A 24,554-nucleotide genomic window follows, 5' to 3' on the forward strand; every position below is an offset into this window, starting at 1 on the left:
TGTGCGGTGCGGCCCGTCATCGGGCGGCCAGCCGTTCGGCGATGGCGCTCACGGTCCGGGCCCGGAACACCAGTTGCGGGGGGACGCGGCTGCCGGTCTCCCGGGACAGCCGCATCGCGACCCGGACGGCGGCCAGCGAGTTGCCGCCGATCCGGAAGAAGTTGTCCTCGCGGCCGACCTCGGCGAGGTCGAGGACCTCGCGCATCGCCTCGGCGACCAGGCGTTCGGCCTCGGTCAGCGGGTCGGCGGCCCCGGCGGCCGCCGCGTCGTCGGAGGCCTCGGCAGCCCGGCGGCCGGCCGGGGCGGGCAGCGCCTTGCGGTCCACCTTGCCGTTGTGGTTGAGCGGCAGGGCGTCCAGGACGTCGAGGGTCGCGGGCACCATGTGCTCGGGCAGCAGGGCGGCCAGGTGGTCGAGCAGCGCGTCCGGGGCGGGGGCGCCGGCGGCGACGGTGACGTAGGCGGCGAGCCTGCGGTCGCCCGGTGCGGGCTCGTGGACGGCGACGGCGGCCTCCCGGACGGCCGGGTGGCGGGTGAGCGCGTCCTCGATCTCGCCGGGCTCGACCCGGAAGCCGCGGATCTTCACCTGGTCGTCGATCCGGCCGGTGACCTCCAACAGGCCCTCGGCGTTGAGGTGGCCGAGGTCCCCGGTGCGGTAGAGGCGCTCGCCGGGGGCGCCGTACGGGGAGGCGACGAAGCGTTCGGCGGTGAGGCCGGGCCGGCCGAGGTAGCCGTGGGCGAGGCCGCCGCCGGTGGCGTACAGCTCGCCGGTGGTGCCGGGCTCGACGGGACGCAGCCGCTCGTCCAGGACGAGGACGCCCTTGCCGTTCAGCGGGACGCCGATCGGGACGGAGGCGCCGGCGGTGTCGGCGGGGCCGACCCGGTGGCAGGTGGTCAGGCCGAGGCTCTCCACCGGGCCGTAGCCGTTGGCCACCGCCAGGCCCGGGTAGGCCTCCAGGGCCTTGGCCACGTGGGTGACGGAGGCCCGCTCGCCGGCGGTGAAGGCGAGCTTGAGGCCGTCGTAGGTCTCCGGGAACTCCTCCAGCAGGAAGTTGAACAGGCTGGCGGAGAGCTGGAGCTGGGTGACGCCGTGGCGGCGGGTCAGCTCGGCGATGGTCTGCGGGTCCGGGCGCTGGCCGGGCTGGAGGACGCAGGTACCGCCGAAGCAGAGCGCGCCGTACAGCTCCAGGGCGAAGGCGTCCCAGGAGACCGGCGAGCACTGCAGCCAGACCTCCTCGGGGCCGAAGCGGGCGTAGTCCTGGCCAAGGTAGGTGGTGGTGAGCGCGCGGTGCGGGACGGCGACGCCCTTGGGGCGGCCGGTGGAGCCGGAGGTGAACATCACGCAGGCGAGGTCGGTGCCCTCGACCGGCAGGCCGAGGTCGTGCCCCGCGTACCGGGCGAGTTCGGCGGCCGAGGCGTCCAGGTCCACCTGCCGCCCGACCGGGAAGGGCACGGTGGCGCGCCGGTGGGTGACCACCGTGGCGGCGCCGGTGTCGGCGACCGCGCCGGCCAGCCGCTCGGCCGGGAAGTCCGGGTCGAGCAGGGTGTAGGCGGCGCCGGCCTTGAGGGCCGCCAGCAGGGCGACGACCAGCTCCGGCCCGCGCTCGGCCAGCACCGCGACGGTGTCGCCGCGCCCGATGCCGAGGCCCGTCAGGTGCCGGGCGAGCCGGTTCGCGGCGGTGTTCAACTCGCCGTAGCCGACGGTCCGTTCGCCGGAGATCAGGGCGACGGCCCGCGGGTCGCGGGCGGCCCGCGCCTCGAACAGGGCGTGCACCGGCACCTCGACGGCGGCGGCCAGGGTGCCCAGCCACTCCTCGCACAGGCCGGCCATGGTGTCCGGGGCGAAGAGGTCGCTGTCGTACTCGAAGCGGCCGGTGAAGCCGGTGCCCAGGTCGTCCACCGAGACGGACAGGTCGAAGCGGGAGACCGGGTTGGAGTGCAGGGCCCGGGTGACCTCGTGCCCGCCGACCGTGAACGGCCGGGGGTCCAGCGGGTGCAGCTCCAGCAGCACCTGGCAGAGCGGGTTGCGGTCCTCGGGGCGCTCGTCGAGCACGGCGCCCGCGATGTCGTCGAAGGGCACCTCCTGGTGGCGGTAGCCGCCGATCGACACCTCGCGCACGTGCCGGACGAGTTCGCGGAAGGAGGCGCCCTCCTCCAGCCTCAGCCGCAGCGGCAGCAGGTTGACGAAGTAGCCGATCAGGCCGTCGAGTTCGGCCCGGCCGCGGACGTTCACCGGCGAGCCGAGCACCAGGTCGCGCTGCCCGGTCCGGCGGTGCAGGGTGAGGGCCAGCCCGGCCAGCAGCACCATGAACGGGGTGGCGTCCTCGCTGCGGGCGAGCGCCCGGACGGCCTCGGCCACCGGGCCGGGCATGGCGAAGCGGTGGAAGGCGCCGCGGAAGGCCTGCTCCTCGGGTCGGGGCCGGTCCGGCACCAGCGCGTCGGCGGTCGGCGCGTCGCGCAACTGCTCGCGCCAGTAGTCCAGTTGCCGCTCGGCGGTGTCGTCCTGGTACTGCCAGGCGGCGTAGTCGCCGTACTGGACGGCGAGCTCCGGCAGCTCGGCGGGCCGACCCTCGGCCGAGGCGGCGTACAGCTCCTGGAGTTCGGCCTCCAGCACGGCCAGCGAGCCCTCGTCCCAGACGATGTGGTGCAGGAGCAGCAGCAGCGTGGTCGCGCCGTCGGCCCGGAAGACCCGGGCCCGCACCAGTGGCCCCCGCTCCAGGTCGAAGGGCTCCAGCGCGGCCTCGGCGACCAGCGCGTCCACCTGCTCGGCGGTGGTCTCGGTGAGCGTGAACGGCAGTTCCACGGAGGGGTGGACGACCTGGCGCGGACCGTCCTCGGCGAGCTCGAAGGTCGTCCGCAGGCTCTCGTGCCGCTCGACCACCCCGGCCAGCGCCCGCCGCAGCAGCTCGGCGTCGACCGGCCCGGAGAAGCGGAACACCCAGGGCACCACGTAGGTCGGCGCGTCCGGGTTCCACTGGTCGAGGAACCACAGCCCGCGCTGGAACTTGGACAGCGGGGCCTCGGCGGCGCCGGAGCGGACCGGGGCCGGGCGCGCGCCGCCGGACGCGGAGGTCACCGCGGCGGCGAACTCGGCCAGCGTCGGCGCGTCGAAGATGGTGTACGGCGACACCATGCCGAAGACGTCGAAGACCCGGCCCACCACCCGCACGGCCGTCAGCGAATCGCCGCCCAGGTGGAAGAAGTTGTCGTCGGCGCCGACCTCCGGCACCCCGAGCACGTCCGCCCAGACCGCCGCGATCAGCTGCTCGGCGGGGGTGCGCGGCGGGCGACCGGCCGGCTTGCCCTGCGGCGCGGTCAGCGGCTCGGGCAGCGCCCCGCGGTCCACCTTGCCACCGGCCGTCAGCGGGAAGGCGTCCAGCGCGGTGAGCGTCGCCGGGACCATGTGCTCGGGCAGCCGCTCGGCCAGCCAGGCCCGGGCCTCGGCGTACCCCGGCGCGGCGCCGGTGACGTACGCGGCCAGCCGGCCCTCGTGCGCCACCACGACGCAGCCGGTGACGCCGGGGTGACCGGCCAGCACCTGCTCGATCTCGCCCGGCTCGACCCGGAAGCCGCGGATCTTCACCTGGTGGTCGCCGCGGCCGAGGAACTCCAGCGGGCCGTCCTCGGCGGCGCGGCGCACCAGGTCGCCGGTGCGGTACATCCGGGCCCCGCGGGCCCCGTCGGCCGCCGCGAACGGGTCGGCGACGAAGCGGCCGGCGGTGAGACCGGGACGGCCGAGGTAGCCGGAGGCCAGCAGCGGCCCGCCGACGTACAGTTCGCCCGCCTCGCCGGGCGGCACCGGCCGCAGCCGCCCGTCCAGCACGTGGAGGCGGCGCGCGCCGACCGCGGTGCCGATCGGCACCCGGGCGGCGGGCTGCTCCGGCGTGCCGTCGAGCCGGTGGGTGGTGGCGGTGACCACGGTCTCGGTCGGGCCGTAGGCGTTCAGCAGCGGCACCCCGGTCGCCGACCACCAGGCGGCGGCGGTGGCGGGCTCCAGCTTGTCGCTGCCGGAGATCATCAGCCGCAGGGTGCGCGGCACCCGGCCGCCCAGGGCCGCCACCACGTCCTGGAAGTAGCCCGCGGCCAGGTTGGCGACGGTGACGCCCTCGGCGTCCAGCAGGTCCAGCAGCGCGGCCGGGGCCAGGAGCCGCTGCTCCGGCAGGACCAGGCAGGCCCCGGCGGACAGCGCGCCGAGCACCTGCTCGACGGCCACGTCCACGGTCGGACGGGCGAACTGCAGCACCACGTCCCGTTCGGTCAGGCCGAAGGTCTCGACGACACCGGCCAGGTGGCCGGCCAGGGCGGCGAGCGGCACGTGCACGCCCTTGGGACGGCCGGTGGTGCCGGAGGTGTAGATGACGTAGCCGGCGCCGGCGTTCCCGCCCGCCCCTGCGCCGATCTCGGTGAGCTCCTCGCCGTTCAGGGCGAGGTGGGCCCCGGCGTCCTCCGCGATCCAGCGGTTGCGCTCCTCGGGGGCCTCCACGTCCAGCGGCAGATAGGTGGCGCCGGCCCGCAGCGCCGCGAGCAGCGCGACCACGTGGTCCAGCCGGTCGCGGCCGGTCACGGCGACCGTCCGGCCGGGGGCGAGCCGGGCGGCGAGGGCGGCGGTCAGGCCGTCCAGCTCCCGGTAGCCGACCGTCCGGCCGCCGGTCCGGACGGCCGGCCGCTCCGGAAAGCGGGCGACGGCGGAGGCGAACGGCGCGAAACCGGGCGCCGCGAATTCGGTGGGGAAACCGCGCGAGGACATCATCCAACCCCAGATCGTGAGAGAAATCGGCGACGAAAGCGACGATAGGGGGAATTCGACGGCCCTATCGGCAGAATGAGCGGAAGGAAATCGGCAGTTTCATCATGCCGCTTCCCAGGCAGGCCAGAGCTACCGGCCGAGGGTGTTTCAGGAATTCCCGGGGGACCAGACATCCGCCCCGTCCAGGGCCTCGGGGGCGTATTTCCCGAGCGAACTGATCAGCAGCCGGAGTTCCAGCGCCAGGCATTCCGCGAAACGGCGCAGACCGGATTCCAGGTCCTCCGCGACGGCGAGCAGCGCCGCCCGCCCGAGGCCCACCGCACGGGCCCCCAGCGCCAGACTCTTGACCGCCCGGGCGCCTTCCCAGATCCGCCCGGAGACCAGCAGGGAGGGCGGCGGCGCGGCCGCCAGCCGGCGCAGGCACTCCGCCAGCGGCAGGCCGACGTGCGGCAGGAACACCCCCGGCGCCCAGCCGGTGCCGCCCTCGGCGCCGTCCACCACGACGGCGTCCGCTCCGGCCTCGTGCGCCACCCGGGCGGCCTCGGCCACGTCCCGGCCGGGGTAGAGCTTCACCCAGATCCGCACCCGCGGGTAGTTGTTGCGCATCAGCCGGATCTGCTGGCGCAGGATCTCCGCGGTGAAGGTGCCCGGGGTGGCGGCGCGCAGCACCCGGCCGTCGCCGAACAGCGGGTCCAGCCCGAAGCGGTCGCCGAGCGCGGCGGCGGCTTCCGCGTCCAGCACGGTCATCCCGCCCAGACCCGGCTTGGCCCCCTGGCCGACCTTCAACTCGAAGGCCAGCCGCCCGGATTCGAGCAGCGGCAGGGCGGCCGGATCGCTGTGGACGAGGTTCCACACCTCGGCGTCGGCGTCCTCGGTGCTCTGCTGCACGGCCACGCCGCCCAGCCCGTCCGGGAGTTGCTCTCCGTAGGCGCGCAGCCGGCCGAGCAGGGTGCGGTCGGCCGCCTCGCCGAGCCGGCCGTAGCCGTTGACCGGCACCACGTTCTCGCCGATCACCATCGGGATCCCCAGTGCCCCGGCCTGCCGGCTCAGGGCCAGCCCGAGGTCGCCGCCGGCCGCCCGGGTGGAGCCGGTCGCGGACACGTAGACCGGCAGTGCCGAGGCGAACCCGCCGATGGTGGTGGCGAGTTCGACGTCCCGGTAGTCGGGTTCGCGGCCGAGGTCGATCAGCTTGGCGAGCCGCTGCGGCAGGAACAGCGGCGGGACGATCCGCAGGGCGTCGAGCGCGTCGTTCGGCGCGGGCTCCCCGGGCCGGCCCGCGCCGAACAGCACCTGCCCGTACTCCTCGGCGGGCGGGAACGCCGCGGCCGCCCCGACGCGGGCCCGCCGCCGGACCTCCTCCTCCGGAAAGCCGGGCGCGGTCAGGTCCTGCACGGCGGCGGCGCCCACCTCGCTGTGCTCCCTCACGGTGACACCACCCCGGCGACCTTGGGGAACGCGCTGGCCTGCCAGACGGCGTCCAGCCCGGCGACGTACCGGGTGAGCCGCTCGACCCCGATGCCGAAGCCCGCGCTGGCCGGCACGCCCTCGCGCACCAGGTCCAGGTACCAGCGGTACTTCTGCGGGTTCTCGCCGGTCTCCCGCATCCGGGTGACGATCTCCGCGTAGTCGTTGGTGCGCTGGCTGCCGCTGCACAGCTCGCCGTAGCCCTCGGGCGCGAGCAGGTCGAAGTTCCGCAGCAGGCCCGGGTCCTCCGGGTGCTCGCGGTCGTAGAAGCCGCGCGAGCCCTTCGGGTAGTCGGTGACGAAGAACGGCCGGTCGCGCCGGGCCGACAGCAGCGCCTCGCCCTCCCAGTCGAGTTCGGCGTCCAGGCTCTGCGGGTGGCCGACGCCGCGCAGCTCGGCGACCGCCTCGGCGTGCCGGACGCGGCCGAAGGAGCCCTTCAGCAGCTCGGCGAAGGCCTGCGGGTCCCGGCCGAGTTCGGCGAACTCCTTGGGCAGCTCGCGCACCGTGCTGTCGACCATGTGCACCACCAGCTCCTCGGCCAGCTGGACGGCGTCGTCCCGGCTCGCGCCGGCGACCTCCACGTCCAGCTGATGGAACTCGGCCAGGTGCCGGCTCGTCCCGGCGGTCTCCAGCGGCTCCAGCCGGACGTTCGGGGCGATGCAGAAGATCTTGTCGAAGGCGAGCAGCGAGGCCTGCTTGTACAGGATCGCGCTGGTCATCAGCTTGTAGCGGTGGCCGTAGAAGTCGATGTCCACCTGCTTGGAGCCGCGCGCACCGGGGTCGGTGACCGGGCCGATGATCGGCGGCAGCAGCTCGGTGAAGCCCCGGCCGCGCAGGAACTCCCGGGCGGCGGCGAGCAGCTGCTGCTGGATCCGCAGGGCGCTGCGGGTGGTCGGGGCGGTCAGGTGCCGGCCCGGATCGACCGGGGGCGGGGGCGTGGTGTCGGGCATGGTCAAGGTCCTGTTCTCTCGGGTGGTCCGTGGCCCGCCGTCAAAGGCGCGGGCGGTCATCGGTGGTGGAGCGGCGGGCGGGCGGGGGTGCTGGAACGACGGGCGGGCGGGCCGGGCGTCGCGGGCCCGGCGGGCGGCTCAGCGCGCCACCGGCAGGCCCCGGGCGGCGGACGCCGCCACGGAGGCGGCCGCGTACTCGGCCCGGCCGTCGTAGCCGCGCCGGACGTGGGAGAGGGCGGCCAGCAGCCCGGCCGAGCCGAGGATCGGCGCCCGGCCGCGCTCGACGAGCCCCGCGATCGGCATCGAGCCGACACCGGACCAGTGCAGCCGGCCGTCCGGGCCCAGCGAACTGCCCGTCCGCCCGGCGTTGTCGGGGTGCAGGCAGTACGGCACGTCCAGGTAGCCGGCCGCGAACGCCCGCACCAGGGCCCGGCCGACGTCGGCGTCCAGGTCGAGCACCGCGCCGATCAGCGCCCTGGCCTCGGCCTCGATCCCGGTGTTCGGCGCGGCGGCGGGTCGTGGCCGGCCCCGCTCCGCCGCAGCGGCCGCAGCCGCGGTCTCCAGCGCCCGGACGTTCTCGGCGACGGTGGGGATGCGGTGCGCCTCGGCCGTGGTCTTGACGATCAGCCGGGCCGCTCCGCCGCGCACCGCGAGCCGCGCCGCGTCCTCCAGCAGCAGCCGCGCGCCGCCGGGCGAGCGCGGGTACACGCCCATGTACGCGTACACCACGAGGTGCCGGTCGACGTCCGCGAGCAGCTCCCCCGCGATCCGGCCGAGCGCGGCCAGCGCCTCCTCGTCCTGGCGGGCGTTGGCCTGCTGGGCGTAGCTGAGCGAGATGCTGCGCAGCCCGTTCTGACGGAAGAACAGCGCCTCCAGCACGCTGATGGCGATCAGCAGCGAGGGCGGGCAGAGCTGTCCCATCATGCAGCCGCCGAACGTCTCCAGGTGCGGCTCGGCGCCGAACTCCCGGACGGAGGCGAGGATTTCGCAGCTGCGCCGCCAGCGCGCCACCGCCTCGTGCAGCGGGGTGCGGCCGTACGGCAGGCAGTAGGAGACCGGTCCGCCCTCGGTGGCGTCCAGGCCGGCCGCCAGCAGCGCCTCGACGATCCGCTCCGGCGCGGCCGAGCCGTGCCGGACCTGCACCGGGAAGCCCGCGTCCGCCACCCCGCGCAGCACCGCCCGGGTGACCTCGACCGGGTGGGTGACGATCGGGTAGCCGTTGAGGCCCGCCCCGGCGGCCAGGGCGCGCCGCGCGGCGTCGAGGTCGCCGGTGCGGGTGTAGCTGTCCAGGGTGATGGTGCCGACGGTGACGGCGGCCGCCCCCCGGGTGGCGAGCAGGCCCTCCCGCATCACGGCCGCCCGCGCCATGCCCATCCGGGGCTGGACCACCAGGGCACCGGCCTCGGCGGCCTGCGCCACGAACGCGCCGAAGCCCGCCCGGGCGGGGCCCGTCACCGCGGGGCCCGTCGCAGCAGGTTCCGTCACAGCAGGACCCCGGAGCGCAGTCCGCCGACGAACTCGCGGAACCCGGCCACCGCGGCGCCCTCCTCGAAGACCGCGTCGAAGCCCGCCGCCAGCAGCGTCCGCTCGCGGTCGGGGTCGTCGGCCCCGGCGATGCCGAGCTTGCCGCCGATGACGGTCGGGGTGCGCCGCAGTTCCGGGCAGGCGCGGAGGGCCTCGATCACCCGCAGGCCCTCCTGGAAGCCGTGCCCGTTGACGCTGCTGATCACGATCAGGTCCGGTTCGATCCGGCGGCATTCGGAGATCAGCAGCGCGTCCGGGACGCACGCGCCCAGATTCGTCACCCGGTGGCCCGACTCCTCCAGCAGGAACTGGAGGAAGACCAGGTTCCAGGTGTGCGAATCCGAGGCCGTCGTCGTCACGACGACGTCCAGACCGTTCTGTTCGGCGTTTCCGTGCTCCACGACTCAGCCCTCATCGGTAGAGATCCTCGATGGCGTTCCGGCGCGTTCCCGCGGCGGTCCGGCCCCACGGAGAACGCTAGGAACGATCGGGCCCGGCAAGCGGCAGCTCCTGCGGCATTAAGCGGCAGAATCGGCAGCCGTTCGACGCGTCGCGGTCGGCCCCCACCGGCCCGTACCGGACCGTCGGCGCCTCGCGGTCAGCCCGCGACGGCCAGCAGCGGTCCGTCCCCCGCCGGCCCCAGCCGGATCCCGGGCTCCTCCCGGACGAGGCGCCGGCACAGGTTGAGCACCGTGAAGCGCACGCCGTCCCGGGCCGGCACGCTGCGGATCAGCCCGCGCGACAGCAGTTCGTGCACCGTGGCCAGGCAGGCCTGCAGCGTCCAGCCGCTGCGGACCACCGCGTCCTCCCCCGACCAGTCCCCCGGCTCGTCCACGAGCACCTCCAGCAGTGCGCGCTGGCGCTCCGTCAGCCTCCGGATCGCCGGCTCCACATCGTCCCGCAGGTCACCGCGCGCACCGAACACCACGGGCGGGGCCGCCAGCGTGAACGGGACGACCGCCAGCCCGGCCACCAGCTGGGAGGTGGACTGCACCAGCGCCCACCCCGCCGCGCGCTCCAGCGCGCCCGGCAGGCCGTCCAGGCGGCGGCAGAGCTCCGCGACGGCGGGCGCCTCGGAGCGCTCCAGGGTGTAGCCGGGGCGCAGCCGGCACAGGTGCGAGAGCAGCAGCCGGACGGCCCCGACCTGTGCCAGCGCCTCCGGTTCGGCGTCGAGTTCGGGGGCCGGGACGGGCAGCGGCGCGAGCGGGATGACCTGTCCCCCGGGCAGCGGCCGGGCCTCCCGGGCGGTGATCAGCACCCGCAGCCCGGGGCAGCGGTGGAACAGCCCGTCCAGCTGCCCGGCGTCCACCCCGCCGTCGGCGCCGTCCAGCACCAGCAGGGCGGGCCGCGCGCCGATGTCCCGGGCGAGGTCGTCCAGCGACGCGCGCCAGGGGTGCGGGCCGCCGCCGCAGTCCACCCAGCGCACCGACCAGCGGACGGCCAGGTGCAGCCGGCGGGCCACCTCCAGGGCGAGCCTGGTCTTGCCGACCCCGCCCAGGCCCACCAGCGAGACCAGCCGGTCCCCGTGCACGGCGAAGGCGTCGGCCAGCACCTCGGCCTCCGTGTCCCGGCCGACGATCGCCCCGCGGGCCACCGGCGGGGCGGCCGGCTCGGCCACCGGCTCGTCCGCGAGCGGGTGCCGGCGGGCGGCCTCCTCGAAATCCGTCCGGCTGCGGCCCTCCAGCCGCAGCGCGTCCGCCAGCAGCCGGACGGTCTCGTTGCGGGGCCGGCGCACCCGGCCGCTCTCCATGTCCCGGATCGCCCGCACGCTCAGGGTCGCGTGATCGGCCAGGCACTGCTGGGTCAGCCCGACCCGCTCACGCCGTAGCCGCAGCAGCTCGCCGAAGCCCGCCGCCGTTCTCACCGCTTGCACCGACAGCCCGCCGTCCATGCCTCGTCTGCCCTTCGTGGTCCGGACTCCTCCTGGCGTCGGGACCGGTGGCGGCCTCAGCTCCGGGCGCCCGCACGGCCCGTGGTCCGGCCGTACGGGACCCGGCGATCAGGCTGTGGCCTCCGACCGGTTCCCTCCGGTTCCCGATGCTCCTGGCTCGCCGTCTACGCCCGATCAACGGCCGATCACCGGCCCCACCCACGACCTTCACCCGGGCCTCACAGGCCGTCCCGCCCCCCGTCCGGGCCGGACGAGGGCCCCTCGCCGGGACGGCCGCGGCAGGGCGGCGCCGGCCCTCCCGGTGCGCATGCAGCGGCCCGGACCTCGGCTGATGCCGGGATCCGGGCCGGTGGCGCGGTCAGGGACGGGCCTGCCCGGAGGTCATTCGGCCGCCGCCTCGAGGCCGCCGTGGCACAGCCCCCAGATGACGAGGGCGTCGATCGCGATCAGGACGATCGCCCACGCCGGGTAGTAGGGCAGCCACAGGAAGTTGGCGATCATTCCCAGGCCGGCGAGGGCGACACCGAAGATCCGGGCCCAGAGTGCGCCGCTGAAGACCGCCACGCCCGCCACGACGATCAGGACGCCGAGGATGAGGTGGATCCACCCCCAGCCGGCGGTGTTCAGCGAGTACGCGTAGTTGCGGGTGACGACGACCAGGTCGTCCTTGGCGATGGCGGAGATCCCCTCGAAGACCGCCATGAGACCGCCGGTGATCAGCATGACCCCCGCGAAGATGGTCCACCCGGACGCGTACGGGTGCCGCTGGGGCTGGGGGATCTGGCTGCTGCCGGCTCCACTGACGCTGCTCGTCATGACGGTGACTCCTTCGATGGCAACCGCCTCGCGGACCGCGGAAGGCGGGAGGGTGGAACAGAAGTCCTACGTTCACGGTAGAACCGGATCCCCGTCCTGTCGTGGCGTCGTACCGACCGCGGCCGTGGCCCGGACGTCCCTCGCGGAGCCCTTTCAGCCCTCCGACCGGGGGTTCTCGGTGCCGCCGCCTCCGGGCGCCCCGCCGCCTCCGGGCGCATCGACCCCGCCGGGCGCGTCGGTCCCGCCGGGCGCACCGCCCCGTCCTGGGCCGGCGACCCGCCCGGAGGCGGCGAGCAGGGCCAGGACGGCGAGGAGCACGAGGAGCACCAGGACGAGCAGCAGCACGGTCAGCACCGTCGGGTGGTTCCAGAGGGCGAACACCAGGGCCACGATCAGCAGCGCCGCGAGGGCGAGCCAGCGGCGGTGGGCGTCGGTCCAGGTTCCGGCCCGTCCGGTGTGCACGCCGTGCGCGCCGCTCCAGCCGGCGACCGAGTCGGCGGCGTGGTCGGCCCCGCCGCGCACGGCCCGCGGCAGCCGTCCCGCCCCGGAGAGGTAGGCGCCGAGCGCGACCACCACGCCCAGGACGACGAGGGTGCGCAGGCTGACCTTCAGGAACCTCACCAGCGTGTCGAAGACCGCGGCCGCGGCGTCCCGGGACTGCACGGCGGGCGGCAGGTGGTCGAGGTAGTAGTGCCGGGCGATCACCAGGGCGATCGCCACCACCAGGCCGGCCCCCGCCGCGCCGAGCGCCGTGGACACCAGGGCCCGGCGCCGGCGCCGGGCCAGCAGGACGCCGACCAGACCGATCACCACGGTGATCACCGGCAGCCAGTTGCCCAGCACGTCCAGCGCGTGCGCGGCGCCGCGGACCTTGGCCAGCTTGTCGGACTGGAACAGCACCAGCTGCTTGTGCACCTCCGGGATCTTCTCGGCCGGTGTCAGACCCGCGGCCACCAGCTGGTCCTTCAGCTGGTCCACGGCCTTCCCGACGTCGAGGGTGACCGTGCCGTCGCTGACTCCGACCGCGCCGCGGCCGTGTCCGGTCAGGGCCTGGACCACGGCCGTGTGGGCGGCGCGGTTCGCCTGCGTCCAGACGGTGTCGAAGGCGTCGCTCTGCACGACCTTGGTCGCCGCCTTGGAGACCACCTGGTCCACCGCGTCGTCGATCTTGGGCCCCAGCGACTTGACGGCGGACGCGGCCCGGGGCGGCAGGCCCTGCGACTGCAGCCAGGAGGCCAGGTCGGAGACGACCTCCGGGCCGTTCACCTTCACGTCCACCGCCTGGGTGATCCGCTTGACCGCGGCGTCCTGGATCGCGGGGTTCGTGGCCAGCGGCGCGACCGTGCTGACGTACCGGTCGGTGTCCAGCGCGATGTCGTGCACCCAGACGGTGAGCAGCGAGACCGGCACCAGGATGCAGGTCAGCGTGATCAGCACGGCCGAGACGGTGCTCCTGACGATCCGGCCCGCCCGTCGGGGGCACGGACGGCTGGGGGTTCAACTCGGCCCGTTCAACGGCCCTCCCGGCATTCGCTGCGCGGCCACGGCGCCGCTGGCACCATTCACGCCGCAGGGCCTCCGCCCGGCACCCCGGGCTGGGCCACCCGGACGAGGAGCCCGGCGCGGCGGCCGCTCACCCGTACGCCCGGTCCGGGGCGTGCCCGGCACCGGGCCGCCGCCTCACCCCGGGCAGGTGATCCGCCGACGCGTCGGCGGCCCGTACGGTCGGTACCAGCGCCCGGCCCGCCGGGACGGGCGAGGGACTCCCCGAAAGGAGCACCGCCATGGCCGAGGACGTCCTCGCCGAGACCGGGCCCATCGACTACGTGGTGGTCGAGTTCCCCGGCAACCGGATGACCGGGGAAGCACTCCCGCTGCTGGTCGACCTGGTGGACCGGAATGTGATCCGCATCCTGGACTTCGCGTTCGTGCGCAAGGACGCCGACGGCACCGTCACGGGCATGGAGATCGCCGATTTCGACGGCGACGGCCGACTGGACCTGGCCGTCTTCGAGGGCGCGGGGTCAGGCCTGCTCGACGCCGGCGACCTGAGCGAGGCCGCCGGGGTCATCGAGCCCGGCAACTCGGCCGGTGTGCTCATCTACGAGAACACCTGGGCCGCCCCGTTCGCCACGGCCCTGCGCCGGGGCGGTGCCCGGCTGGTCGCCAGTGGCCGGGTGCCGATGCCGGAGCTGCTGCGCTCCCTGGACGAGCTGGACGTTGCCGACGGGAACGACCTGACGGACGCGCCGGGCGGCTCCGCCTCCGGGACGTGAAGTCGCCGAGACACGAAGCCACTGTGACCTGAAGCCACCGAGAGGAGTACGCGTCATGCCTGGACTGCTGCGCGGTGTCGCACGCACCGCCGTCATCGCCGGAACGGCGACCACCGTGTCCAACCGGGTGTCCCGCCGCCAAGCGGGCCGTTGGGCGCAACAGGAGGTGGTGGCCGAACCCGCGCCGCCGCCCCCGCCGTCGGCTCCCGCCGCACCCGCCCCGACGGGGACGGACGCGAAGATCTCCCAGCTGCAGCAGCTGGCGCAGCTGAAGGACCAGGGAGTCCTCACGGAGGAGGAGTTCGCCACGCAGAAGCAGCGGCTCCTGGCCGGCTGACACCGTCGGCACGGCACCGAGCACGGTCGGCACGGCGCCGAGGGCGGTCGGTACGGCGGGCGGCCTCACCCGCCGCGGGTGGTTCAGTGCCCGACGGCGACCTTGGCCGCCACGATGACCAGGCCGAGGAGCAGGTTGACCACCCCCTCGGCGGCGATCTGGCCCGGCGAGGCGCCCGCCCGGCGGGCGCCCAGCGTCGCCCAGGCCACCTGCTGCGCCACGGCGACACCGAGGGCGAGCCAGGCGTTCTCCCCCGCCCCCAGCCACGGGCTGACCAGCACCGCCAGGGCGGGCAGCGCCGACGCCTCGACCAGCGGCCATTCGTGCCGGCCGACCTCGCGCACCTGGCTCCAGGTGACCTGGCGGCCGGCCTCGCGCTCCCCGGCCACCAGCGCGTAGACGTGCGCGATCCAGAACACGATCCCGGTGATCACCAGCAGCAGGATGAGCGACAGCCGGGGGTGCGGTTCGGTGAGGCTGGAGGCCGCGATCACGGAGGCGGCGAGCATCGAGCCGTACACCGCTCCGGCGTAGTCGGTCCGCTTCCGGATTCCACCCCGGGCCGGGTCGCGCGGGGCGGGGGCAGGACCGCGGGAGGTTGTCACGACGCCTGCTCCCGTCATCGCCGCGGAGACGGCCGTTGGGGTCCGTCGCGGCCATCATCACCCGCGCCGCAGGTTCCGGCACGGCCGCGGTCACCCACGCCGGGTGACCCGGGCTCCGGCCACCGCCCCTAGCGTGAGGGGAAGCATGTTTCCCTCCCCCGCAAGGAGGCGAGCCCCGTGCTCGGTAGCCACCACCAGGCGTCACGTCCCACCACCACGACCTCACCCGACGAGCTCGGACGCGTCGGATGGGTCGTGCTCGGCACCTCGATGCTCATGGCCGGCGCGATCGCCCACGCCCTGTCCGGCATCGTCGCGATCGCCAGGGAAGTCCTGCGCCCCGCGCCGCAGCGCGCGCCCACGCCGGCCCGCCCGGTGCACCCGGCCGACCTCGGCGTCGAGGAGAAGGACGGCTGGATCCTCATCACCCTCCTGTTCCTCCTGGGCGGCACGGTGGCCCACGCCGTCGCGCACATCGTCGAGACCATCAGACAGGCCACCCACGCGGCACACGGGCAGGTTCGGGCATGACGCCGGCACCGACCGGGGCGCCCGGCAGGCCCCCGGGAGCCGACGACGGCGAGCGGGTGGACCCCGCGGCCGCCGACCCGGTCTCGGCGGGACGGCGGGCCCGCCGGGACGTGCCGCGCTCGGCCCACGGGACCTGGACCCCCGGGCCGGACCGCACGGACCCCGTCGACATCCTGGAGGCCCAGGCCGCCACCCGCGTCCCGGAGCTCGTACCGATCCGCTACGGCCGGATGGCCGCCTCCCGGTTCGCCTTCCTGCGCGGCGCGCCCGCCATCATGGCCGCGGACCTCGCCGCCGCCCCGAACACCGGCCTCACCGTCCAGCTGTGCGGGGACGCCCACCTGTGCAACTTCGGGCTCTTCGCCTCGCCGGAGCGCGCCCTGCTCTTCGACCTCAACGACTTCGACGAGACCCTGCCCGGTCCCTTCGAGTGGGACGTCAAACGCCTGGCCGCCAGCATCGCCGTGGCCGCGCGCGAGAACGGGGAACCCGACGACTCCGCCCGGGCCGCGGCGCAGTCGTCCGCCCGGGCGTACCGGCTCGCCATGCGGCGGCTCGCCGGCCTCGGTGAACTCGACGTCTGGTACGAGCGGGTGGACACCGCCGAACTGCTGCCGCTGATCCAGCAGACGAAGTACCGCAAGCGGGTGCGGACCACGATCGCCAAGGCACGCGCGCGCACCAGCCTCCAGGCCCTGGCCAAACTCACCGAGCCCGGGCCGGACGGCGAACCCCGGATCATCCACGACCCGCCGCTGCTGGAGCCGATCAACCGCGACGACCTGCCCCGCCTGCAGCAGATCCTCCTGGACTACCGGGACACCCTGCCGGAGGAGCGGGCGGCGCTGCTCGACCGCTTCGAGCTGATCGACGCGGCCCGCAAGGTGGTCGGCGTGGGCAGCGTGGGCACCCGCTGCCACATCGGCCTGTTCCGTGCACGCGCCACCGGCGAACCGCTGTTCCTCCAGGTGAAGGAGGCCGAACGGTCCGTGCTGGAACCGCACCTCGCGCCCAGCGCCCACCGGCACCAGGGCCGGCGGGTGGTCGCCGGCCAGCGCCGCCTCCAGGCCGTCAGCGACATCTTCCTCGGCTGGGCCACCGGCCCCGCCGGCCGCGACTTCTACTGGCGCCAGCTGCGCGACATGAAGGGCTCCGTCGTCATCGACGGCATGCCCAGGGAGCTGCTGGACGGGTACGCCGAGCTGTGCGGCCGCACCCTCGCCCGCGGACACGCCCGCACCGGGGACCGCGTCGCCATCGCGGCGTACCTCGGTTCCGGCGATGTCTTCGACCGCGCCATCGCCGACTTCGCCCTCACGTACACCGACCTGACCGATGCCGACCACGCCGCGCTCACCGCCGCGATCGACAGCGGCCGGATCACCGCCCGGCCCGGGGTGTGAGGCGGCCCCGGGGGGCGGGGCGGCCGGCGGGCAGGTGGCCGGTGAAGGCGAAGCCGGTGAGCGTGATCGCGGCGGCGGCCAGCAGTGACACCTTGAGGCCGTCGAGCTGGGCCGCGCGGTAGGAGTCGACGACGGCGGCCGCCTCCTGCGGCGGGACGGTGGTCTGTGCGAGCGCGGTGGCGAGCTGGTCCGCGGGCACGAAGGTGACGCCCGCCTCGATCCTGATGCCCGCCTGCTGCTTCACGGCGTCGGAGATCTCCGGGTGCCCGGCCACGGCGTTGCCGAACGCCACCGTCAGGGCGCCGATCAGGATGGCGCCGATCAGCGCGGTGCCCAGCGACGAGCCGAGGTTCTGCGCGGTGTACTGCAGCCCGCCGACCTCGCTGCGGTCCTCCTCCCCGACGCTCGACTGCACCACGTTGCCCAACTGCGAGGCGAGCAGCCCCATGCCGATTCCCAGGGCGGCCATCGCCAGCGCGAACGACAGGTCGTCGAGCTCCGGTTGGACGGTGCCCACCAGCCACAGGGACGAGGCGAACAGCACAAGCAGCCCGGTCCGCACCACCGTCCTCGGCGAGGCGAAGCGGGTGAGCAGCGGGCCGGACATGGAGGCGGCGAGCATCGTGATCGACACCGGCAGCAGCCGCAGACCGGTCTGGAAGGCGTTCTGGCCCTGCACGACCTGGAGGTAGAGCGGGATGACGAAGAACAGCCCGAGGAGGATCAGGTTCTGGCTGAAGAGCATCAGCAGCCCGGACCTCAGCGGTGGGATGCCGAACAGCGCGAACCTGACCAGCGGATGCTCCCGGCGCAGCTCCCACGACCGGAACAGCACCAGGAGCACCCCGCCGAGCGCGACGGCGAAGAGCGTCGGTGAGAATCCGAGGACGGTGAACGGCGGATTGCGCGGCTGGAGCCAGCCCCAGGTGCTGCTCTGCAGCACGGCCAGCACCACCAGCCCCAGCCCGGACACCGACAGCAGCACACCGACCAGGTCGATCCGCTCGTGGTGCTCCGGTGGCGGTTGCCGCTCGATCCAGCGCAGCAGGAAGAGGATGACCACCACCAGGACGACCTCGCCGGCGAAGACCAGCCGCCACGTCAGGTAGGTGGTCAGCCATCCGCCGAGCAGCGGCCCCACCGCGATGCCCGCCCCGGCCAGGCCGCCGATGACGCCGTAGGCGGTCGCGCGGTCCCGTCCCCGGTAGGAGCCGGCCACCAGCGCGGCCAGCGCCGGGAGGACCAGTGCCGCGCCCAGCCCCTCGATCACCGACCAGCCGAGCGCCAGCAGCCCCAGGGTGGGCGCCACCGCCGTGATCGCCGATCCCACGGCGTAGACCACCAGCCCCACCGTGAACATCCGGCGGCGCCCGAACATGTCGCCGAGCTTGCCGCCGGTGATCATGAACGCCGCCATCACCAGCGTGTAGAGCGTGATCACCGCCTGGATCGCCGTGACCTCGGTGTCGAAGTCCTCGACCAGCTGGCTGATGGACACGTTCATCACCGACGCGTCGAGCACCATCAGGAACTGCGCCATGCCCAGGACGATCAGCGCCCTCCAGCGTTTCACCGTGACTCCTCCCGCACACCGGCCCACGCGGTCCGTACGCGCCTGCCTCGTACCCTCGTCCCCCCGTGACCGGGTCGCCCGTCGAGGGCGGCCGCCGCGGCGGGTGATCCCCCGCGGCGCGCCGACGCGCGGCCCGGTCCCACCGGATCGGCGGGGCCCTCCGGGGCCGGTGGGTACCGGTGCCCGCGGGTTGCGCCGAACGGCGGACCGCCCGAGGTGCCGCCCGCCGTCCCGTCGCCCAGTCTTGGAATCGTCGGCGCTCGGCCGACGACGGGCCGCGACGGACCGGGGCAGGCATCGACCGGAGGGAGCCCGGGGTGGCGGCACAGCGTGGTGATCCCGGCCGCGCCGAATGGTTCCGCGCCCGGACCGCCTGGTTGCGGGGGCGGACGGCCACCCTGCGCGACGTGCCGTTCCTGCGCCGGCTCGCGGCCCAGCTGCTCCACGTCCGGGTCCTGGACATGGCCACCCGCCTCGCGGCCCAGACCTTCCTGACCGCCATCCCGGTGCTGTTCGTGCTGGCCGCCTTCATGCCCCAGGAGGTGCGCGACACCGTCTCCGAGTCCCTGCGCACTGTCCTGGGGCTCCAGGGCCAATCGCTCGACGAGATCAAGGGGGCGCTCCACCCGAGTGGCAAGGAGTCCACCACCGACACCTTCGGCGGCATCGGGATCCTGGTGACCCTGCTCTCGGCCACCAGCTGCAGCCGCATCCTGCAGCGCCTGTGCGAGCGGAGCTGGTACCTGCCCCACCTGGCGGGGCGCCTGGCGGCCTGGCGGTGGCTCGCCTGGCTCCTGGTCTGGCTGACCGCCCTGATCCTCCAGGGCCACGTGCGGTCCGGGTTCGGGGCGGGCAACGGCCTCGGGGTGCTGTTCTACCTGGTCACCGCCACGCTGCTCTGGTGGTGGACCCAGCACCTGCTGCTCGGCGGCCGGATCCCCTGGCTCCCGCTGCTGCCGGGGGCGGTACTGACCGGGGCCGCGCTGACCACGCTCGCCTGGGCGTCGCGGCTCTACGTCCCCCGCTCGCTGAACCGCAGCGTGACCCAGTTCGGCCCGCTCGGCCTGGTCTTCACCCTGCTCAGCTGGCTCATCGTGGTGTTCACGGCCATCACCCTCGGCATCGGCATCGGGTACGTGGTGGCGAGCCAGGGACGACTGGCCCGGCTCCTTTCGACTCCGGAGCCGGTCCCGGCGGACGAGGACTGAGGGCCGCCGGAAGGGCACCGCAGGGGCGGACCGCCCCCACCGGTGGGCCGGGAGGCCCCTTTGCCAGGTCGGACGGCGTCGGCCAGGATGGGATCTGTCAGCGATCCGCGCTCACCATGCGCCGTACCCCACCCTGAGGTGAGCACCATGCCCCTCAGCCCAGCCGTCGACTCCCCCGCCCGTCCGGCGGACGCACCGCGGCACCGCTCCGCCCGGCCGACCCGGATACCCGGCGGCAACCCCGTGCTCGCGGCCCGCTTCGCCGTCCCCCCGATTCCGGGGACCTTCGTGCACCGGCCGCGGCTGGCCGAGCGCCTCGGCGACGGTCTCCGGACGTCCCTCCTGCTGGTGAACGCCCCGGCGGGCGCCGGGAAGACCCTGCTCGTCGCCGACTGGCTGGCCACGACGCGGCTGCGCGGTTCGGCGGTCTGGCTCACCGCGGAACGGGAGGACAACGCGCCGGGCGTCTTCTGGGCCTACCTGCTGGAAGCCCTCCGGCACCACGGCGTCGCCCTGCCGGACGACATCGGCTCTCCCGCCCGGGCCGACGAGGTCGATCACGCGCTGCTGGCCCGGCTGGCCGCCCACCTGAGCCGCCGCGAGGCTCCCGTGGTCCTCGTCCTCGACGAGTTCGACCAGGTGTCGTCCGCCGAGGTGGCATCCGGACTCCACTTCCTGCTCGGCCACGCGGGCCAGGGGCTGCGGCTGGTCCTGATCGGCCGCACGGAGCCGCGACTGCCGCTCCACCGCTACCGCGCCTCCGGCTGCGCCACCGAGATCCGGGCCGCCGACCTGGCCTTCCGCCCGCGGGAGACCGCCGCGCTGATGCGGCGGCACGGCCTCGCCCTCTCCGCCGGGACCGTCCGGACGCTGACCGAGCGGACCGGCGGCTGGGCCGCCGGTCTGCGGCTGTCCGCCCTCGCCGCCCAGGGCGCCGCCGACCCCGAGGCGTACCTGAAGGAGTTCGAGGCCTGCCGCAGCACGGTCGCGGACTTCCTGCTCGCGGAGGTCCTCGACACCCAGCCCGCCGAGACCCAGGACCTCCTGCTGCGTACGAGCGTCCTGGACCGGATCCACCCCGAACTGGCCGACGCCCTGACCGGCCGGCCGGACGGCGCGCGGATCCTCGCCGGCCTCGCGCGCGCCGACACCTTCGTCGAACCCGTCGGCCGCTCCTGGTACCGCTGCCACCCGCTGTTCGCCGAGATCCTGCGCGTCCAGCTGGCGGCACGCAGCCCGGGGCTGGACCGGGCGCTCCACCGCAGGGCGGCCCGCTGGCTCACCGCCGCCGGACACCTGACCGACGGGCTGGTGCACGCCGCCGCGGCCGGTGACTGGGAGTTCGCCGCGACGCAGGTCGTCGACCGGCTGGCCATCGGACGGCTGTTCACCGGCCGCGACGCGGACCGGCTCGACCGCCTGTTCGCCGACATGGCGCCCGACGCCCGGGGGCCCGCCCCGGAACTGGTCCGGGCGGCCCGCGACCTCGCCCGCCACGACGTGGACCGCGGACTCGACCACCTCCGGCGCGCCGAGACGCTGCTGTCCGAACGCGATGCCGAGGACGTTCCGACGGCCCTGCTCAGCGCGGCCCACCTCCGGGTGCTGGCGGGCCGGCTGCTCGGCTCGGCCGACATGGCCCGGGCCGCCGCCGTCCAGGCCGCTCGGCTGGAGGAGGACGTCCCTCCGGGGCTGCTCGGCGAGCACCCGGAACTTCCCGCGCTCCGGCTGGCCGACCTCGGATCCGCGCTGCTCTGGAAGGGCAGCCTCGACGCCGCCGTGGCGGCCCTGTCCGCCGCCGCCGCGGCGGCCGACGACCCCACCACGACCTGTCCGCGCCACGAATCGCTCACCCGGCTCGCCCTGATCGAGGTGCTGCGGGGCAGGCCGGGGCCGGCGGAGGCCCACCTGCGCAAGGCGGGGGCCGAGGCCGAACGCTCCGGGCTGTCCCCGGAATCCCGCACGGGGGCCGGCCAGCTCGTGCTGGCCGCGCTCGCCGTCGACCGCGACGACCTGCCCACCGCGCGGGCGGCGATCGACCGGGCCGCCCGGTCGGCCGCGGCCGACCACGACCCGGCCGTCACCGCGGGAATCGCCATCGTCCGGGCGAGGACGCTGCTGGCCGAGGGCCGCCCCCGCGCGGCCCTCGACCTCCTCGGCGGGCTCGCGGACGGCGGTCCCGCCACCGACCCCCCGCCGCCCTGGGTGCGGGAGGCCGTGGCCGTGGCCGTTTCGGCCGCGCACCTCGCCGAAGGGGACCCGGCCGCCGCGCTGGAGGCGCTGGAGCGCAGTGGCGCGGCCGGTCCGGAACACGCCGTCGCCGCCGCCCGGGCGCACCTCGCCGCCGGGGAGAACCGGGGCGCCCTGCGGATCCTGGAGGCGGTCCCGGAACGCGACGGCCACGGGCCCGCGATCACCGTACGGGTCCTGCTGGCCCGGTCCCAGGCGGCCGTCGCCCTCGGCGACGAGGCCACGGCCCAGCGCCTGCTCGCCCGCGCCCTCGCGGTCGCCCGGCCGGAGCGGCTGCGCCGGCCGTTCCGGGACGCCGGGCCGTGGCTGCGGCACCTGCTGCAGGCCCGGCCCGAGCTGGCCGACTCCCACGGCTGGCTGCCCGCCGACCTGCTGCCCGGCCTCCCGGCCGGGGCGTCCGGGGACACCACCGCGACCGACGCCCTGGTCGAACCGCTGAGCGACCGCGAACTGGACGTCCTGAGACTGGCGGCCCAGATGCTGTCCACGGAGGAGATCGCCGCCGGGCTGTTCCTCTCGGTGAACACCGTCAAGACGCACCTCAAGAGCATCAACCGGAAGCTCTCCGTCACCGGGCGCAACCGGGCCGTACGCCGGGCGCGCGAACTGGACCTGCTCTGACCTCGTGCCGCCCCCGCGGCGGGCGGACCGCGCCTACCCCGCCCGGGTGCGCCGGTGCCTCCGGTCACGGAACCAGCGCCAGCCGACGGCGAGCGCACTCGCCCCGAGCAGCAGGAGGAACACCGCGAGCCACGCGTGGCCGACGACCCGGGCCCCGGTGAGCAGCACGAACACCACCGCGCCCGCGGTGGCCAGACACGCCAGCACGGTCCGCAGCGCCACCAGGAGCATGCCCGGGCGCAGGATCGACGAGGTCCTCCTCGCCTGGGCGGCCGCGGACGCCGTCAGCCCGAACCGGAGGAGGGCCCGGTCGGCGAGCTCGCCGGTGGCGCGGCAGTACATCTGTCCGCAGGCGGGCACCCACACGAACGGCACCACGGTTCCGACGAGGAGCAGCACGCCCAGGCCGGCCCAGCCGAGCCACTTGCGCACCGCCGAGCGCGCCGGGTCCTCGGGGGTCAACAGGCCGATCAGATAGGCCTGGCGGCGGACGACGGACAGCCAGGAGGCCTTGTCCCGCCCCCCGGTTCCGGCCCGCGTCGCCTTCCGCAGGGCCTCCTGCGCCTGCTCCACCGTCGGATGGACCCCCTGCACCACCAGGATCTGTGCCGCCGCGTCGTCACCGCAGGGGTCGTGGCCGGCCAGGGCCGCGAGCTCCAGCACCATGCGCAGCTGGGCGAGCAGCGCGGCGACGAACGCGACCGGGAGCAGGAGCAGGAACGGGCCCCCGAGGAAGGAGCCCTCCACCACGGTCCGGCGCACGCCCCGGTCGATGATCTGCTCGGTGGGATCCTGCCGGGCCGTCCCCGCCTGCCCGGGTCCGCGCAGCGCCGCGGCCGTCTCGGCCGCCTCGGGGCCCAGGTAGTCGACCACGAAGGCCGCCAGCCGCTCGGGCATGTGGGAGGGATCCGCCCGGACCGTCCTCAGCAGTCGTCCCACCACGCCGGGCCGTCGTCGCCGCGCACTCTCCGATCCGCCCATCAGCCGCAGAATAACCCCGCCGGTCGGCAGCCGCCCCGGGGCCGGATCACCCGGCCCGGGTGATGCCTGGACGAACCCGCGGCGCGTCCCTGGAGGGTGGAGCACCTCACGGCTTCCCGCCCGGACCCCGACACCCCGGGTGGCCGCTCGGGGCGCACCCGCCCGGCAGACCGCGCCCGCGGCAGCCCGTTCGGGGCACGCCGTCGATGTCAGGAGGCTCGCGGTGGACTACCCACTGCTCGACATCTTCTTCACCACCATGTGGATCTTCCTGTGGATCATGTGGTTCTTCCTGCTGTTCCGCGTCTTCGGGGACCTCTTCCGCGACGACAGCGTGAGCGGCTGGGGCAAGGCCGGCTGGTCCGTGTTCCTGCTCGTCCTGCCCTTCCTCGGCGTGTTCGTGTACCTCATCGCGCGGGGCAAGGGCATGGGGCGGCGCGAGGTCCTGCGGGCGACCGACGCGGAGCGGGAGTTCCGCGACTACGTCCGGCGGACGGCCGCCGACAGCCCGGCGCCCGCCTCCCACGTCGACGACCTGGCCCGGCTCGCGGAGCTCAAGGACAAGGGCGCCATCACCGAGGACGAGTACCAGCGCGCCAAGGCGAAGGTGCTCGCCTGACAGCCCCGGCCCCGCCCGGTTCCTCCCTCCCGGCTGTTTGACCTTGACACGGTGACAAGGTCTTCACTGCTGCCGAGGAGGTGGTCCTGATGGTCGGGGCGGAAGAGGACACGAACACCCTGCGGGCCCTGCGGGGTCTGGCGCACGAGGACTCGTCGGTCCGGTTGCGGGCGGCGATGGCCGTCGGCAGCGACCCGCACCCGCGGTTCGTCGGCGGGCTCGTCGAACGGTGCGCGGTCGAGCCCGAGTTCACCGTGCGGGAGATGCTCACCTGGGCGCTCACCCGGCACGAGGCGGCTGTGACGGTCCCGCTGCTGCTCGACGAGGTGCGCGCGGACGGTTCCCGGGCACGGAGCCAGGCCCTGCACACCCTCTCCAAGATCGGGGACCGGCGGGCCTGGCCGGCGATCACGCCCGCGCTGCTGGCCGACACCGACGAGGAGGTGGCCCGCAGCGCCTGGCGGGCCGCGGTCGTGCTCGTGCCCGAGGGTGGGGAGCACGAGTTGGCCGTAGTCTTGGCCGCTCGGCTCGGACGCGGCGGACGCGAGACGCGGTTGAGCCTCAGCCGGGCGCTGATCGCGCTCGGGGAGGCGATGCTGCCGGCACTGGACGCCGCGACGGCGGACCCCGACCCCCATGTGCGCGCCCACGCGCTCGCCACCGAGCGGCTGTGGCGCGACCCGGACGCCGGATTCGAGTTCGCGATCGAGGAGGCGAAGCGCACGGCGGTCCTCGGCGAGGGCCGCCGGGAGGGACGGTAG

General features: G+C 75.1%; 19 protein-coding genes. 8 read left to right on the top strand and 11 right to left on the bottom strand.

The genetic code is table 11. The annotated features are described in order from the left end of the window. Nucleotides 1-16 precede the first annotated feature (16 nt). The 8 genes from ACWGJO_RS04365 to ACWGJO_RS04400 form a co-directional block, all read right to left on the bottom strand. Nucleotides 17-4,747: an amino acid adenylation domain-containing protein gene (locus ACWGJO_RS04365; protein WP_452182078.1), complete on the bottom strand. Its 4,731-nt coding sequence runs from the start codon at nt 4,745-4,747 to the stop codon at nt 17-19. Nucleotides 4,748-4,891: 144 nt separating this feature from the next. Further along, nucleotides 4,892-6,136, bottom strand: coding sequence for a glutamate synthase-related protein (locus tag ACWGJO_RS04370; protein ID WP_452182112.1), 1,245 nt, complete (start codon nt 6,134-6,136; stop codon nt 4,892-4,894). Nucleotides 6,137-6,165: 29 nt separating this feature from the next. Beyond that, complete coding sequence (locus tag ACWGJO_RS04375) at nt 6,166-7,158, bottom strand: asparagine synthetase A (RefSeq protein ID WP_387728451.1); 993 nt, start codon at nt 7,156-7,158, stop codon at nt 6,166-6,168. Nucleotides 7,159-7,296: 138 nt separating this feature from the next. Next, nucleotides 7,297-8,613, bottom strand: a complete 1,317-nt coding sequence (locus ACWGJO_RS04380) for a methylaspartate mutase (protein WP_452182079.1) — start codon at nt 8,611-8,613, stop codon at nt 7,297-7,299. Nucleotides 8,614-8,639: 26 nt separating this feature from the next. Continuing rightward, nucleotides 8,640-9,083, bottom strand: a complete 444-nt coding sequence (locus ACWGJO_RS04385) for a cobalamin B12-binding domain-containing protein (RefSeq protein ID WP_387686452.1) — start codon at nt 9,081-9,083, stop codon at nt 8,640-8,642. A gap of 197 nt (nt 9,084-9,280) precedes the next feature. Further along, entirely contained in the window at nt 9,281-10,555 is a 1,275-nt protein-coding gene (locus tag ACWGJO_RS04390) for a helix-turn-helix domain-containing protein (protein WP_452182080.1), read from the bottom strand. 399 nt (nt 10,556-10,954) lie between these two features. Beyond that, nucleotides 10,955-11,389, bottom strand: coding sequence for a DUF7144 family membrane protein (locus ACWGJO_RS04395; protein WP_452182081.1), 435 nt, complete (start codon nt 11,387-11,389; stop codon nt 10,955-10,957). Between the two features lie 153 nt (nt 11,390-11,542). After that, on the bottom strand, nt 11,543-12,826 hold the full coding sequence (locus tag ACWGJO_RS04400) for a hypothetical protein (RefSeq protein ID WP_452182082.1): 1,284 nt from the start codon (nt 12,824-12,826) through the stop codon (nt 11,543-11,545). 347 nt (nt 12,827-13,173) lie between these two features. Between ACWGJO_RS04400 and ACWGJO_RS04405 the strand changes: the two genes are divergently transcribed. Together ACWGJO_RS04405 and ACWGJO_RS04410 are read left to right on the top strand one after the other, a co-directional pair. After that, on the top strand, nt 13,174-13,665 hold the full coding sequence (locus tag ACWGJO_RS04405) for a DUF6325 family protein (protein WP_452182083.1): 492 nt from the start codon (nt 13,174-13,176) through the stop codon (nt 13,663-13,665). Nucleotides 13,666-13,720: 55 nt separating this feature from the next. Beyond that, nucleotides 13,721-14,002, top strand: a complete 282-nt coding sequence (locus ACWGJO_RS04410; RefSeq protein WP_452182084.1) for an SHOCT domain-containing protein — start codon at nt 13,721-13,723, stop codon at nt 14,000-14,002. An 83-nt stretch (nt 14,003-14,085) separates the two neighbouring features. Here ACWGJO_RS04410 and ACWGJO_RS04415 read toward each other — a convergent pair whose 3' ends face one another. Beyond that, nucleotides 14,086-14,607 (bottom strand): hypothetical protein, encoded by a 522-nt coding sequence (locus tag ACWGJO_RS04415; RefSeq protein ID WP_452182085.1) that lies wholly within the window; start codon nt 14,605-14,607, stop codon nt 14,086-14,088. A 177-nt stretch (nt 14,608-14,784) separates the two neighbouring features. On the opposite strand from ACWGJO_RS04415, the gene ACWGJO_RS04420 reads away from it, so the two are divergent. Both ACWGJO_RS04420 and ACWGJO_RS04425 read left to right on the top strand, forming a co-directional pair. Beyond that, nucleotides 14,785-15,138 (top strand): hypothetical protein, encoded by a 354-nt coding sequence (locus ACWGJO_RS04420; RefSeq protein WP_452182086.1) that lies wholly within the window; start codon nt 14,785-14,787, stop codon nt 15,136-15,138. Further along, nucleotides 15,135-16,541: a DUF2252 domain-containing protein gene (locus ACWGJO_RS04425; protein WP_452182087.1), complete on the top strand. Its 1,407-nt coding sequence runs from the start codon at nt 15,135-15,137 to the stop codon at nt 16,539-16,541. Before ACWGJO_RS04420 ends, ACWGJO_RS04425 begins: the two co-directional genes overlap by 4 nt. On the opposite strand, the gene ACWGJO_RS04430 is transcribed toward ACWGJO_RS04425, so the two are convergent. Continuing rightward, on the bottom strand, nt 16,519-18,114 hold the full coding sequence (locus ACWGJO_RS04430) for an MFS transporter (RefSeq protein WP_452182088.1): 1,596 nt from the start codon (nt 18,112-18,114) through the stop codon (nt 16,519-16,521). The two genes, ACWGJO_RS04425 and ACWGJO_RS04430, sit on opposite strands and share 23 nt — an antisense overlap. A gap of 317 nt (nt 18,115-18,431) precedes the next feature. Here ACWGJO_RS04430 and ACWGJO_RS04435 point away from each other — a divergent pair, with 317 nt between their 5' ends. Both ACWGJO_RS04435 and ACWGJO_RS04440 read left to right on the top strand, forming a co-directional pair. Continuing rightward, nucleotides 18,432-19,322 carry a YhjD/YihY/BrkB family envelope integrity protein gene (locus tag ACWGJO_RS04435; RefSeq protein WP_452182089.1) on the top strand — a complete coding sequence of 297 codons (891 nt, stop codon included), beginning with the start codon at nt 18,432-18,434 and terminating at the stop codon, nt 19,320-19,322. Nucleotides 19,323-19,469: 147 nt separating this feature from the next. Then, entirely contained in the window at nt 19,470-22,193 is a 2,724-nt protein-coding gene (locus ACWGJO_RS04440) for a LuxR C-terminal-related transcriptional regulator (RefSeq protein ID WP_452182090.1), read from the top strand. 33 nt (nt 22,194-22,226) lie between these two features. Here the strand turns inward: ACWGJO_RS04440 and ACWGJO_RS04445 are convergent, their stop codons facing one another. Beyond that, entirely contained in the window at nt 22,227-23,174 is a 948-nt protein-coding gene (locus ACWGJO_RS04445) for a hypothetical protein (protein WP_452182091.1), read from the bottom strand. 223 nt (nt 23,175-23,397) lie between these two features. Between ACWGJO_RS04445 and ACWGJO_RS04450 the strand changes: the two genes are divergently transcribed. Both ACWGJO_RS04450 and ACWGJO_RS04455 read left to right on the top strand, forming a co-directional pair. Further along, nucleotides 23,398-23,793, top strand: coding sequence for an SHOCT domain-containing protein (locus tag ACWGJO_RS04450; RefSeq protein WP_452182092.1), 396 nt, complete (start codon nt 23,398-23,400; stop codon nt 23,791-23,793). A gap of 89 nt (nt 23,794-23,882) precedes the next feature. Beyond that, nucleotides 23,883-24,554 carry a HEAT repeat domain-containing protein gene (locus ACWGJO_RS04455; protein ID WP_452182093.1) on the top strand — a complete coding sequence of 224 codons (672 nt, stop codon included), beginning with the start codon at nt 23,883-23,885 and terminating at the stop codon, nt 24,552-24,554.

The organism is Kitasatospora sp. NPDC054795, assembly GCF_053611565.1.